Genomic DNA, 13551 nt, shown 5'->3' with positions numbered 1-13551 from the left:
CGCGTGAACCAGCCCCTGCAACACACCACGGTCCTGGCCAGCGAGGCGGTCGACGCCCTGCTCGGCGGCGCAGCAGCGCCCGTCGGGACCTTCGTCGATGGCACGTTCGGACGGGGAGGGCACGCGCGGCTCATCCTGCAGCGGCTTGGCGCCCAGGGGCGCCTCGTGGCCTTCGACAAGGACCCTGAGGCCATTCACGAAGCGGCGCGCATCCACGATGCGCGCTTTTCCATTCAGCACCAGGGGTTCAGCCATCTGGGCGAGCTGCCCGCCGCCAGCGTCGCCGGCGTGCTGCTGGATCTGGGCATCAGCTCGCCGCAGATCGACGATCCGGCGCGGGGCTTCAGCTTCCGTTTCGACGGTCCGCTGGACATGCGCATGGACACGACGCGCGGCCAGAGCGTGGCCGAGTGGCTCGCGGGGGCCGAGGCGGCGCAGATTGCGGAGGTGATACGTGACTACGGTGAAGAACGGTTTGCTGGCCCCATTGCAAAGGCGATTGTTGCTAGGCGCACGCAGGGCGGCCCCATTGTCGGCACCGCCGAGCTGGCCGACATCGTGGCTGGCGCGGTCAAGACCCGCGAACCGGGCCAGAACCCTGCAACGCGCACATTTCAGGCTTTTCGGATTTTCATCAACGCCGAGCTTGAGGAGCTGCAACAGGCGCTAGAGGCGAGCCTCACGGTGCTCGCGCCCGGAGGGCGGCTGGTCGTGATCAGCTTCCATTCGCTGGAGGACCGCATCGTCAAGCAGTTCATCGCCCGGCATTCCAAGGAGATGTTCGACCGCCGGGCGCCGTTCGCCGCGCCCACGCCCATGCGCCTGAAGGCGCTGGGCCGCGTCAAGCCCTCTGCTGCCGAGGTGGTGGCCAACCCGCGCGCGCGCAGCGCCGTGATGCGCGTGGCCGAGCGCACGGAGGTGCCGGCATGACCAGGATCGGCGTGGTCCTGCTGCTGGCCGTGATGGCCAGCGCGCTCTACCTCGTGCACACGCAGTACCAGTCGCGGCGCCTGTACACCGAGCTCGACCGCGCGCTCGCCGAATCGCGGCGCCTGGAGACCGAGCACCAGCGCCTGCAGGTGGAAAAGCGCGCCCAGGCCACGCCGCTGCGCGTGGAGCGCCTGGCGCGCGACAAGCTGCAGATGCGCACGGCCACGCCGGCCATTACCCAGTACGTGACGGCCGACGGCGCTCCCGTGGTGGCGCCCGCGGCGCCCGTGGCGGCGGGGGGCAGGCCATGAGCAGCCGCAGTGTGAACTACACCTCCAGCCCCCTGCTGGCGAGCCGTACGCCGTTGTGGCGCAGCCGCTTCATCGTGGCGCTGATGGCGCTGGGCTTCCTGGCGCTGGCCGGGCGCGCCGCCTACGTGCAGGTGTTCGGCAACGCCTTCTTCCAGCGCCAGGGCGAGGTGCGCTTCGCGCGCACGCTGGAGCTGCCGGCCAACCGCGGCCGCATCCTCGATCGCAACGGCCTGATCCTGGCCTCCAGCGTGCCGGCGGCCAGCATCTGGGCCATTCCCGAGGACGTGGAGACCGACAAGCCCGAGGTGCGCGCCAAACTCAAGGAACTGGCGCGCCTCATGGGCATGCCCCTGCCCGCGCTCATGGCCAAGCTGGCCGACGAGGACAAGACCTTCGTGTGGATCAAGCGCCAGCTCGACTGGGACGTGGGCCAGCAGATCCATGCCCTGGGGCTCAAGGGCATCTACCAACGCAAGGAATACAAGCGCCAGTACCCCGAGGGCGAGGCCGCCGCGCACGTGGTGGGCTTCACCAACGTGGAGGATCACGGCCAGGAGGGCATGGAGCTCGCGTTCGACAAGGAGCTGGCCGGCAAGCCCGGCTCGCGCCGCGTGATCAAGGACCGCCTGGGCCGCGTGGTCGAGGGCGTGGGCGCCGATGTGCCGCCTGTCGACGGCAAGGATATGCAGCTCTCGATCGACAGCAAGGTGCAGTTCTTCGCCTACCAGAAGCTGCGCGACACCGTGACCGAGCACAAGGCCAAGGCCGGCAGCGTGGTGGTGCTCGACGCCCACACGGGCGAGGTGCTGGCGCTGGCCAACTACCCCAGCTACGACCCCGGCAAACGCGTGAACCTGACGGGCGAGCAGCTGCGCAACCGCGCGCTCACCGACGTGTTCGAGCCTGGCTCGACCATGAAGCCCATCACCATAGGCCTGGCGCTCAACAGCGGGCGCGTGCGGCCCGAGACCGTGATCGACACCACGCCCGGGCGCATCACCATCACGGGCTCCACCATCAGCGACACGCACAACTACGGCGTGCTCACCGTGGAGGGCGTGATCCAGAAGTCGAGCAACGTGGGCACCACCAAGATCGCCATGCAGATGCCCGCGCAGGAGATGTGGGAGACCTTCTCCGCCGTGGGCTTCGGGCAGAAGCCCCAGATCGCCTTCCCCGGCGCGGTCAGCGGCCGCCTGCGCCCGTACAAGAGCTGGCGGCCCGTGGAGCAGGCCACCATGTCCTACGGCTACGGCCTGTCGGCCAGCCTGTTCCAGATGGCGCGCTCCTACACCGTGTTCGCCAACGGCGGCAAGGTGATCGGCGCCACCATGCTCAAGACCGACCAGCCCGCCGTGGGCGTGCCGGTGTTCTCCGAGCGCACCGCCAACCAGGTGCGCAAGATGCTGCAGATGGCCGCCGGCCCCGGCGGCACGGGCCAGAAGGCGCAGACCGTGGGCTACTCGGTGGGCGGCAAGTCGGGCACGGCGCGCAAGCAGGTGGGCAAGAGCTATGCCTCGGGCAAGTACCGCGCCTGGTTCACGGGCCTGGCGCCCATCGACAAGCCGCGCATCATCGTCGCCGTGATGATCGACGAGCCGAGCAACGGCGTGATCTACGGCGGCGCCGTGGCCGCCCCCGTGTTCAGCGAGGTGGTGCAGCAGACGCTGCGCATGATGGGCGTGGCGCCCGACATGGCCGTCAAGCCGCTGATCGTCACCAACGCAGTGGAGGAGTCGCTGTGAGCGCGCCGCAGGCACTGGCATCCGTGGACGCGGCCGTGGCCTGGCTGCGCGCGCGCGTTACGGGCACGCTGCAGACCGACAGCCGGCTCGTCGCGCCCGGCGACGCCTTCATCGCCTGGCCCGGCGCGGCCACCGACGGGCGTGCCCACGTGGGCGATGCCATGGCGCGTGGCGCCGTGGCCTGCCTGGTGGAGCAGGAGGACGTGGAGCCTTTCGGCCTCGCGGGCGAGCACATCGCGGCGCTTCCCGGCCTCAAGGCAGCCACCGGGCTCATCGCGGCCCAATGGTTCGGCCGGCCCAGCGAACGCCTGCAGGTGCTGGCCGTGACCGGCACCAATGGCAAGACCAGCACCGCCTGGTGGCTCGCCGATGCGCTCAACGGACTATCGAAAAAGGAGCTGCCCGCGCTTGCGGGGTGCGCCCTGGTGGGCACTTTGGGGATAGGCGTACCGCCCGGACTGAGCAGCACCGGCATGACCACGCCCGACCCCGTGCGCCTGCAGCGTGCCTTCGCGCAGTTCGCTCAAGAGGGGCTGGGGGCCTGCGCCATCGAGGCCTCGTCCATCGGCCTGGCCGAGCAGCGCCTGGCCGGCACGCAGATAAGCGTGGCGCTGTTCACCAACCTCACCCAGGACCACCTGGACTACCACTCCGACATGGCCGCCTACTGGCAGGCCAAGCGCGTGCTGTTCGACTGGCCCGGCTTGCGCGCGGCCGTGGTCAACATCGACGACGCGCATGGCGCGCGGCTCCATGCCGAACTGCAGGGAGGCGGTCTGGACCTGTGGAGCGTCTCCATCCAGGGCCCGGCGCGGCTGCAGGCGCGGGATATCGTGCACCGCGGCGCGGGCCTGGCCTTCACCGTGGCCGAGAGCGCGCAGGCCTTGCCGCTGCAGACGCGGCTCATCGGCCTGTACAACGTGTCCAACCTGCTGGGTGTGATTGCCGGCATGCGCGCCCTGGGCGTGCCGTTGGCGCAGGCGCTCGACGCCTGTGCGCGGCTCGCGCCCGTGCCCGGCCGCATGGAGCAACTGGCCTTCGCGGGCCAGCCCCTGGTGGCCGTGGACTATGCTCACACGCCCGACGCGCTGCACCAGGCGCTGGCGGCGCTGCGGCCCATGGCGGCGCAGCGCGGCGGCCGGCTGTGGTGCGTGTTCGGCTGCGGCGGCAACCGCGACGCGGGCAAGCGCCCGCTGATGGGCGCCGTGGCGCAGCGCGAGGCGGACCGCGTCATCGTCACCAGCGACAACCCGCGCGGCGAGGACCCGCGTGCCATCATCCACCAGATCCTGCTGGGCACGATCGCCGGTACCAGCGTGCGCGCCGAGGAAGACCGCGCCGCCGCTATTTGCCTGGCCGTGGCCGAGGCCGAAGCCGCCGACGTGGTGCTGATCGCCGGCAAGGGCCACGAGGACTACCAGGAGACGGCCGGCCAGCGCCAGCCGTTTTCCGACATGGCGCATGCGCGCGCCGCGCTCGCGCGCCGAGGAGCCGCAGCATGAGCCACACCAGCACGACCCCCATGATGACCCTGCGGCAGGCCTTCGATCTGCTGCGCGCGCGCATACCCGCGGCGCGCCTGGTGGGCGACGGCGCCACGCCGCTCATGCGCGTGCACACCGACACGCGCACGCTGGCCGCGGGCGACCTGTTCGTGGCCTTGAAGGGCGAGCGTTTCGACGCCAACAGCCTCCTGCCCCAGGCGCGCGCGGCAGGCGCTGCCGCCGCCATCGCCCATGGCGCCCTGGAGGCAGCGGGCCTGCCGGGCGTGGAGGTGCCCGACACGCTGGCCGCCCTGGGCGTGCTGGCCGCCGGCTGGCGCGCGCAGCGGACGCTGCCGCTGGTCGCAGTGACCGGCAGCAACGGCAAGACCACGGTCACGCAGATGATTGCCTCTGTGCTGCGCGCCTGGAAAGGCGATGCGGCTTTGGCCACGCAGGGCAACTTCAACAACGACGTGGGCCTGCCCCTCACGCTGCTGCGCCTGCGCCCCGCGCACGAGGCGGCGGTGGTCGAGCTGGGCATGAACCACCCGGGCGAGATCGCCTACCTGGCCGGCATCGCGCGGCCCACGGTGGCCCTGGTCAACAACGCCCAGCGCGAGCACCTGGAGTTCATGCACACGGTGGAGGCCGTGGCGCGCGAGAACGGCAGCGTGCTGGCCGCGCTGTGTGCCGGCGGCGTCGCGGTGTTCCCCGCCGCCGATGCGTTCACGCCGCTGTGGCGCGAGCTGGCGGGTGCGCACCGTTGCATCACCTTCGGCGGCGACGCGGCCGACGTGCGCTGCGCGCACGCACAGTGGCAGGACGGCGCTTGGCATCTGCGCGTGCAGACGCCCCAGGGCGCGTTCGACACGCTTCTCTCCATCGCCGGGCGGCACAACGTCACGAATGCGCTGGCCGCCGCCGCCTGCGCCCTGGCCGCCGGCGCGCCGCTGGCCGCCATCGCCCGGGGCCTGGCGGCCTTCGAGCCGGTCAAGGGGCGTTCGCGCGCGTTCGCGGTGCGCTGCCAGGGCCGCGCCATCGCGGTGGTGGACGACAGCTACAACGCCAACCCCGACTCCGTGCGCGCCGCCATCGACGTGCTGGCCGAGCTGCCCGGCCCGCGCCTGCTGGTGCTCGGGGACATGGGCGAGGTGGGCGGGCAGGGGCCGCAGTTCCATGCCGAGGCCGGCGCCCATGCGCGCAGCAGAGGCATAGAGCAGGTGTTCGCCCTGGGCGCGCTCAGCGCCCACGTGGCGGGGGCGCGGCATTTCGAGGACATGGCATCGCTGATAGCGGCGGTGCGCGCACAACTGCCCGGGGTGGGCAGCGTGCTGGTGAAGGGGTCGAGGTTCATGAAGATGGAACGGGTGGTGCAGGCCATCGAAGAGGAGGACGCATGCTCCTGATGCTGTCCCAATGGCTGCAGGGCCTGTCGCCCGACTTCAGCTTCCTGCGCGTGTTCCAGTACCTCACCTTCCGCGCGGTGATGGCGGCCCTGACGGCGCTGCTCATCGGCCTGATGGCCGGCCCCAGGGTCATCCGCATGCTGACCGCGCTGAAGATCGGCCAGCCCATCCGCGGCTATGCGATGCAGTCGCACCTGTCCAAGAGCGGCACGCCCACCATGGGCGGCGTGATGATCCTGGGCTCCATCGCGCTGTCCACGCTGCTGTGGTTCGACCTGTCCAACCGCTTCGTGTGGATCGTGCTGGTCGTCACGCTGGGCTTCGGTGCCATCGGCTGGGTGGACGACTGGCGCAAGGTGGTCAACAAGGACCCCGAGGGCATGCGCTCGCGCGAGAAGTATTTCTGGCAGTCCGTGATCGGCCTGGCCGCGGCGCTCTACCTGGTGTTCTGCATTTCCGAGAACTCCAACGCGCGCGTGTTCGAGCTGTTCGTCACCTGGGTGCGCTCGGGCTTCTCGCTGGACCTGCCCCCGAAGGCCGGCCTGCTCGTGCCCTTCTTCAAGGAGGTGAGCTACCCGCTGGGCGTGCTGGGCTTCGTGGTGCTCACCTACCTCGTGATCGTGGGCGCGAGCAATGCCGTGAACCTGACCGACGGGCTGGACGGCCTGGCCATCATGCCGGTGATCATGGTCGGCTCGTCGCTGGGCATCTTCGCCTACGTGACGGGCAACGCGGGCTTCGCCAAGTACCTGCTGTTCCCGCACATCGCGGGCTCGGGCGAACTCTTGATCTTCTGCGCGGCCATGGCCGGGGCGGGCCTGGCCTTCCTGTGGTTCAACGCGCACCCGGCCCAGGTCTTCATGGGCGACGTGGGCGCGCTGGCCCTGGGCGCGGCGCTGGGCACCATCGCCGTCATCGTGCGCCAGGAGATCGTGCTGGCCATCATGGGCGGCATCTTCGTGGTCGAGGCCCTGTCGGTGATGCTGCAGGTGACCTGGTTCAAGTACACCAAGCGCCGCTACGGCGAGGGCCGGCGCCTGCTCAGGATGGCGCCGCTGCACCACCATTTCGAGAAGAGCGGCTGGAAGGAGACGCAGGTCGTCGTGCGCTTCTGGATCATCACCATGCTGCTGTGCCTCGTGGGCCTGTCCACCCTGAAACTGCGATGAACGACGAGCGCCCCGATCCCCTGAACCCCGAGACGCCCGCTCCCGAAGCGGCGGCCCCGGCGGCTGCGCCCGCGTTCGACTACCAGGCACCGGCCGTTTCCGCCGCGGACCAGGCCAAGGAGTTCGTCGCGCGCATCTTCTCGGACATGGGCGGCGCCGAAGAGCCCGCCGCGCAGCCGCAGCAGCCCCCGCAGGAAGAGGCCGGCGCCGCGCCCGAAAGCGAAAGCCGGCTCCCGGCCATCCACCCCGGCGAGGCTCTCGGCTACATGGCGGGCCGCCGCGTGCTGGTGCTGGGGCTGGGTACCTCGGGCCTGGCGATGGCGCGCTGGTGCGCGCGCTGCGGCGCGCAGGTGACGGTGGCCGACACGCGCGAGAACCCGCCGCAGCTCGCCCAGCTGCGCGCCGAGCTGCCGCAGCTCGAATTCATCGCCGGGCCCTTCGGCGCCGCGCTGGTCGAGGGCCACGCGCTGGATGCGGTCTACCGCTCGCCGGGCCTGGCGCCGACCGATGTTGCTCCTGTCGTGATAGCTGCAAGCGCACGTCAGATAATCGTTGGAGGCGAATTAAGCTTGTATTCCGAAGCGCTGCACGAGCTGCGCACGCGCCACGGCTACGCACCCGCCGTGCTCGCCATTACGGGTACCAATGGCAAGACCACGGTCACCTCGCTCACCGGCCTGCTCGTCGACTGCGCGGGCAAGAGCGTGGCCGTGGCCGGCAACATCGGCCCCACGCTGCTGGACACGCTGGGCGAGCGCCTGGATGCGGGCCAACTGCCCGAGGTCTGGGTGCTGGAGCTGTCGAGCTTCCAGCTCGACGGCGCGCAGGGCTTCGAGCCCACGGCTGCTACCGTGCTCAACGTCACGCAGGACCACTTGGACTGGCACGGCAGCATGCAGGCCTATGCCCAGGCCAAGGCGCGCATCTTCGGGGCGGCGGGCCTGATGATCCTGAACCGCGACGACCCGCTCGTCATGGACATGCTGCCGCCGCCCGTGCGCGTGAAGCTGCAGAAACCCCAGCTGCGCGCCCACGTGACCTTCGGCGGCGACATGCCGCAGCGCCCCGGCGACTTCGGCATCGAGGTGGTGAGCGGCATGGCCTGGCTCGTGCGCGCGCATGATGCCGACGAGACCGCGCGCCGTGGCAAGGTGCAGGAGGCCGAGCTGCACGTGCAGCGCCTCATGCCCGCCGACGCGCTGCGCATCCGCGGCCGCCACAACGCGCTGAACGCGCTGGCCGCGCTGGCGCTCGCACAGGCGGCGGGCTGCGCGCTCGCGCCCATGCTCTACGGCCTGCGCGAATACCGCGGCGAGCCGCACCGCGTGGAGCCCGTGGGCATGGTGCGCGAGGTGGAGTACTTCGACGACAGCAAGGGCACCAACGTGGGCGCCACCGTGGCCGCGCTCACCGGCCTGGGCGCGGACCGGCGCCTGGTGCTCATCCTGGGCGGCGACGGCAAGGGCCAGGACTTCTCGCCGCTGGCCGCGCCCGTGGCGCGCTACGCCCGCGCAGCGGTGCTGATCGGCCGCGACGCGCCGCAGATCCGCGCCGCGCTCGAAGGCTGCGGCGTGCCGCTGCTCGATGCCGCGACGCTGCCCGAGGCCGTGCAGTTGGCCAGCCAGCGCGCCCATGCGGGCGACGCGGTGCTGATGTCGCCGGCCTGTGCCAGCCTGGACATGTTCGACAACTATGGCCACCGCGCCCGGGTGTTCGTCGCGGCCGTGCAGGCGTTGGCCGAGGACGCGGGCCAGCCGCTCGAAGGGGGGCACGCATGACCGCCGCCGCACGCCCCAGCCTCTGGCAGCGCCTGCGCGCCCTGGCCGGCGCGCAGCCGGCGAAGACGGCCGACGTGCTGCCCGTGCGCGTGGGCGGCACCGAATACCGCCGCACCACGGCCACGCCCGCGCGCGTGCTGGGCTTTGACCAGGCGCTGCTGTGGGTGGTGGTGCTGCTGCTCGCCTTCAGCGTGGTGATGGTGTATTCGGCCTCCATCGCCATGCCCGACAACCCGCGCTTCGGCAACATCGCGCCCACGCATTTCGTCGTGCGCCACGTGGTGGCCATAGGCGTGGGCTTCGTGGCCGCGCTGCTGGCGTTCCAGGTGCCCATGAACAGCTGGGAGCGCATGGCGCCGTGGCTGTTCGTGGCCTCCATCGCGCTGCTCGTCGCCGTGCTGATCCCGCACGTGGGCACGGTGGTCAACGGCGCGCGGCGTTGGCTGTCGTTGGGAATCATGAACTTCCAGCCGTCGGAGCTGGCCAAGTTCACCGTGCTCGTCTACGCCTCGGACTACATGGTGCGCAAGATGGAGGTCAAGGAGCGGTTCTTCCGCGCCGTGCTGCCCATGGGCGTGGCCGTGGCGCTGGTGGGCGCGCTGCTGCTGGCCGAGCCCGACATGGGTGCCTTCATGGTGATCGCCGTGATCGCCATGGGCATCCTGTTCCTGGGCGGCGTGAACGCGCGCATGTTCTTCCTGATCGCCGCCGTGCTGGTGGCGGCCTTCGCCGTCATCGTGATGACCAGCCCCTGGCGGCGCGAGCGCATCTTCGCCTACCTCGACCCGTTCAGCGAGGCGCACGCGCTGGGCAAGGGCTACCAGCTCTCGCACGCGCTCATCGCCATCGGCCGCGGCGAGATCTTCGGCGTGGGCTTAGGGGGCAGCGTGGAGAAGCTGCACTGGCTGCCCGAGGCGCACACCGACTTCCTGCTGGCCGTGATCGGCGAGGAGTTCGGCCTCGTGGGCATGCTCGTGCTCATCGTGTGCTTCCTGTGGCTCACGCGGCGCATCATGCAGATCGGCCGCCAGGCCATTGCGCTGGACCGCGTGTTCTCGGGCCTGGTGGCCCAGGGCGTGGGGATCTGGATGGGCTTCCAGGCCTTCATCAACATGGGCGTGAACCTGGGCGCGCTGCCCACCAAGGGGCTCACGCTGCCGCTCATGAGCTTCGGCGGCTCGGCCATCCTCATGAACCTCGTGGCGATCGCGGTGGTCTTGCGCGTGGACTATGAGAACAAATTGCTGATGAGGGGGGGGCGTACGTGACGCAGAAAACCGCCCTCATCATGGCCGGCGGCACCGGCGGCCACATCTTCCCGGGGCTGGCCGTGGCCGAGGAGCTGCGCGCGCGCGGCTGGCTGGTGCGCTGGCTGGGCACGCCGGGCAGCATGGAGTCGCGCATCGTGCCGCAGCATGGCTTCGACGTGGAGACCATCGACTTCTCGGGCGTACGCGGCAAGGGCCTCGTCACGCTGGCGCTGTTGCCGCTCAGGCTGCTGCGCGCGTTCTGGCAGGCGCTGGCCGTGGTGCGGCGCGTCAGGCCCGACGTGGTGCTCGGCATGGGCGGCTACGTCACCTTCCCCGGCGGCATGATGGCCGTGCTGGCCGGCAGGCCGCTGGTGCTGCACGAGCAGAACTCGGTCGCGGGCATGGCCAACAGGGTGCTGGCCGGCGTGGCCGACCGCATCTTCACGGCCTTCCCTGGCGTCTTCAAGAAGGGGCAGTGGGTGGGCAATCCGCTGCGCACGGCGTTCACGCAGCAAAGCGGCCCGGCCGAGCGCTTTGCGGGCCGCCAGGGGCCGCTCAGGCTGCTGGTCGTGGGCGGGAGCCTGGGCGCGCGCGCGCTCAACGAGATCGTGCCGCAGGCGCTCGCGCTGATCCCCGAGGGGCGGCGTCCCGTCGTCACGCACCAGAGCGGCGCGGCGCAGATCGAGCAGCTGCGCGCCAGCTACGAGGCTGCGGGCGTGCAGGCCGAGCTCACCCCGTTCATCGACGACACGGCCGCAGCCTATGCCGCCGCCGACGTGATCGTCTGCCGCGCGGGCGCGAGCACCGTCACCGAGATCGCCGCCGTGGGCGCGGCCGCGGTGTTCGTGCCGTTCCCGCACGCGGTGGACGACCACCAGACGACCAACGCGCGCTTCCTCGTGGACGCGGGCGGAGGCTGGCTCGTGCAGCAGGCCGACCTGACGCCGCGCGGGCTGGCCGAAATGCTATTGAATATGGAGCGCCCCGCGCTGATGGAACGGGCGCTGAAGGCAAAAAACATGCAAAAGACCCAGGCCACCCGCGAGGTGGTTGCCGCTTGCGAGGAGTTAGCCGTATGAAGCAAGCCATTCGCCACATCCACTTCGTCGGCATCGGGGGCTCGGGCATGTGCGGCATCGCCGAGGTGCTGCACAACCTGGGCTACGGCGTCTCGGGTTCGGACCTGGCCGACAGCCCCACGCTGCGCCGCCTGCGCGCGCTGGGCGTGGCCACCCACGTGGGCCATGCGGCCGCGCACATCCAGGGCGCGGACGCGGTCGTCACCTCCACGGCCGTGCAGCAGGACAACCCCGAGGTGCTGGCCGCGCGCGAGCGCAAGATCCCCGTCGTGCCGCGCGCCGTGATGCTGGCCGAGCTCATGCGCCTGCGCAAGGGCATCGCCATCGCCGGCGCGCACGGCAAGACCACCACCACCAGCCTCGTGGCCAGCGTGCTGGCCGAGGCGGGGCTCGATCCCACCTTCGTGATCGGCGGGCGCCTGAACAGCGCGGGCACCAACGCCAAGCTGGGGCAGGGCGAGTACATCGTGGTCGAGGCGGACGAGTCCGACGCATCCTTCCTCAACCTGCTGCCTGTGATGGCCGTGGTCACCAACATCGACGCCGACCACATGGAGACCTACGGCCACGACTTCGGCCGGCTTAAGCAGGCGTTCGTGGACTTCCTGCACCGCATGCCGTTCTACGGCACGGCCATCCTGTGCGTGGACAACCCGGCGATCCGCGACATCCTGCCCAGCGTGACCTGCCCGGTCACGAGCTACGGCCTGTCGGAGGGCGCCGAGGTGCGCGCGCTCGACGTGCGCGCCGTGGGCACGCAGATGCACTTTAGCGTGCAGCGGCGCAACGGCGTCACGCTGCCCGACCTGGATGTGGTGCTCAACCTCGCGGGCGAGCACAACGTGCTCAACGCGCTGGCGGCGATCGCCGTGGCCACCGAGCTCAACGTGCCCGACGAGGCCGTGCTGCGCGCCCTGGCCGGCTTCACCGGCGTGGGCCGGCGCTTCCAGCGCCATGGCGACCTGCCCGCGCAGGACGGCGGGCGCTTCACCCTCATCGAGGACTACGGCCACCACCCCGTGGAGATGGCCGCCACCATGGCTGCGGCGCGCGGCGCCTACCCCGGCCGGCGCCTGGTGCTGGCCTTCCAGCCGCACCGCTACAGCCGCACGCGCGACTGCTTCGAGGACTTCGTGAAGGTGCTGGGCACGGCCGACGCCGTGCTGCTCACCGAGGTCTACGCCGCGGGCGAGGCGCCCATCGTGGCGGCCGACGGCCGGTCGCTTGCGCGCGCGCTGCGCGTGGCCGGCGCGGTGGAGCCGGTGTTCATCGACGACGTGGCCGACATGCCCCAGCGCATCGCCGCCAGCGCGAAGGACGGCGACGTGGTGCTGTGCATGGGCGCGGGCTCGATCGGCGGCGTGCCCGCGAAGATCGTCGAGATGCTTCAGAAAAATGAGCTGCCAGCGCAGGAAGGACGGGCACAATGACCCAAAATGACCTGAAAATCGACGTGCAGGCGCTGGGCAAGGTGGCCGTGCTCATGGGCGGCGATTCGGCCGAGCGCGAGGTCTCGCTCATGTCCGGCGGCGGCGTGCTGCAGGCGCTGCGCGCGCGCGGCGTCGATGCCCATGCGTTCGATCCCGCGCACGCCGACCTGTCGGAACTCAAGACCCACGGCTACCAGCGCTGCTTCATCGCCCTGCATGGCCGCCACGGCGAGGACGGCACGGTGCAGGGCGCGCTGGAGCTGCTGGGCATCCCCTATACCGGCCCCGGCGTCATGGCGTCCAGCATCGCCATGGACAAGATCATGACCAAGCGCATCTGGCGCTTCGAGGGCCTGCCCACGCCCGACTGGCGGCTCGTCTCCAGCAGCGCCGAGACGGCCCAGGCCTTCCAAGAGCTGGGCTCGCCCATGATCGTCAAGCCCTCGCGCGAGGGCTCCACCATCGGCCTGACCAAGGTCACCTCGCTGGGCCAGTGCGAGCAGGCCTACCGCCTCGCCGCGCAGCACGACCCCGAGGTGCTGTGCGAGCAGTTCATCGACGGCGACGAGACCACCTGCCCCGTGCTGGGCCAGGGCGATGCGGCGCAGGCCCTGCCCGTGATCCGCATCGTGGCGCCCGAGGGCAACTACGACTACCAGAACAAGTACTTCACCGACGTCACGCAGTACCACTGCCCGAGCGGCCTGCCGGAGGCCGAGGAGCGGGAGATCCGGCGCATCGTGGTTCAGGCCTACCGCACCCTGGGCTGCCGCGGCTGGGCGCGCGCCGACATCATGGTCCGTAAGAGCGACCGCAAGCCCTTTCTGCTGGAGATCAACACCTCTCCCGGCATGACCGGCCACTCGCTCGTGCCCATGTCGGCCAAGGCCAGCGGCATCAGCTACCCCGACCTGTGCCTGCGCATCCTGGCCAGCGCGTCGCTGGACGCATTGCAGGGGAAGTGACCAC

11 protein-coding genes are annotated in these 13551 nt (G+C 70.7%); all 11 read left to right on the top strand.

From position 1 onward, the window contains the following. Window positions 1–3 precede the first annotated feature (3 nt). From rsmH to ALIDE2_RS20110, 11 genes are read left to right on the top strand one after another with little or no spacing between them, the layout of a single operon-like run. Window positions 4–930 carry a 16S rRNA (cytosine(1402)-N(4))-methyltransferase RsmH gene (rsmH, locus tag ALIDE2_RS20160; protein ID WP_013723001.1) on the top strand — a complete coding sequence of 309 codons (927 nt, stop codon included), beginning with the start codon at window positions 4–6 and terminating at the stop codon, window positions 928–930. Further along, complete coding sequence (ftsL, locus tag ALIDE2_RS20155) at window positions 927–1241, top strand: cell division protein FtsL (protein WP_013520508.1); 315 nt, start codon at window positions 927–929, stop codon at window positions 1239–1241. Before rsmH ends, ftsL begins: the two co-directional genes overlap by 4 nt. Beyond that, window positions 1238–2986, top strand: a complete 1749-nt coding sequence (locus tag ALIDE2_RS20150) for a peptidoglycan D,D-transpeptidase FtsI family protein (protein WP_013520507.1) — start codon at window positions 1238–1240, stop codon at window positions 2984–2986. The genes ftsL and ALIDE2_RS20150 overlap by 4 nt, the downstream gene beginning before the upstream one ends. Next, the gene (locus tag ALIDE2_RS20145; protein ID WP_013520506.1) at window positions 2983–4488 is read left to right on the top strand and encodes a UDP-N-acetylmuramoyl-L-alanyl-D-glutamate--2,6-diaminopimelate ligase; all 1506 of its coding nucleotides are present in this window, start codon (window positions 2983–2985) and stop codon (window positions 4486–4488) included. The genes ALIDE2_RS20150 and ALIDE2_RS20145 overlap by 4 nt, the downstream gene beginning before the upstream one ends. Then, window positions 4485–5876, top strand: a complete 1392-nt coding sequence (locus ALIDE2_RS20140; RefSeq protein ID WP_013520505.1) for a UDP-N-acetylmuramoyl-tripeptide--D-alanyl-D-alanine ligase — start codon at window positions 4485–4487, stop codon at window positions 5874–5876. Before ALIDE2_RS20145 ends, ALIDE2_RS20140 begins: the two co-directional genes overlap by 4 nt. Beyond that, window positions 5867–7045, top strand: coding sequence for a phospho-N-acetylmuramoyl-pentapeptide-transferase (gene mraY, locus ALIDE2_RS20135; RefSeq protein ID WP_013520504.1), 1179 nt, complete (start codon window positions 5867–5869; stop codon window positions 7043–7045). The genes ALIDE2_RS20140 and mraY overlap by 10 nt, the downstream gene beginning before the upstream one ends. Further along, window positions 7042–8823, top strand: a complete 1782-nt coding sequence (gene murD / locus ALIDE2_RS20130; protein WP_013520503.1) for a UDP-N-acetylmuramoyl-L-alanine--D-glutamate ligase — start codon at window positions 7042–7044, stop codon at window positions 8821–8823. The genes mraY and murD overlap by 4 nt, the downstream gene beginning before the upstream one ends. Beyond that, window positions 8820–10091, top strand: a complete 1272-nt coding sequence (gene ftsW, locus ALIDE2_RS20125) for a putative lipid II flippase FtsW (RefSeq protein ID WP_013520502.1) — start codon at window positions 8820–8822, stop codon at window positions 10089–10091. The genes murD and ftsW overlap by 4 nt, the downstream gene beginning before the upstream one ends. After that, window positions 10088–11152 carry an undecaprenyldiphospho-muramoylpentapeptide beta-N-acetylglucosaminyltransferase gene (murG, locus tag ALIDE2_RS20120; RefSeq protein ID WP_013520501.1) on the top strand — a complete coding sequence of 355 codons (1065 nt, stop codon included), beginning with the start codon at window positions 10088–10090 and terminating at the stop codon, window positions 11150–11152. Before ftsW ends, murG begins: the two co-directional genes overlap by 4 nt. After that, a complete protein-coding gene (gene murC, locus ALIDE2_RS20115; protein WP_013520500.1) occupies window positions 11149–12582 on the top strand; it encodes a UDP-N-acetylmuramate--L-alanine ligase in 1434 nt (477 codons plus the stop codon). The genes murG and murC overlap by 4 nt, the downstream gene beginning before the upstream one ends. Next, window positions 12579–13547: a D-alanine--D-alanine ligase gene (locus ALIDE2_RS20110; RefSeq protein ID WP_013520499.1), complete on the top strand. Its 969-nt coding sequence runs from the start codon at window positions 12579–12581 to the stop codon at window positions 13545–13547. Before murC ends, ALIDE2_RS20110 begins: the two co-directional genes overlap by 4 nt. Window positions 13548–13551 lie beyond the last annotated feature (4 nt).

Origin of the sequence: Alicycliphilus denitrificans K601 (assembly GCF_000204645.1) — a bacterium.
In the GTDB taxonomy this organism is placed as follows: domain Bacteria; phylum Pseudomonadota; class Gammaproteobacteria; order Burkholderiales; family Burkholderiaceae_C; genus Alicycliphilus; species Alicycliphilus denitrificans.
The sequence above is the reverse complement of the archived record's forward strand: the minus strand, read 5'-3'. Positions and strand labels throughout refer to the sequence as shown.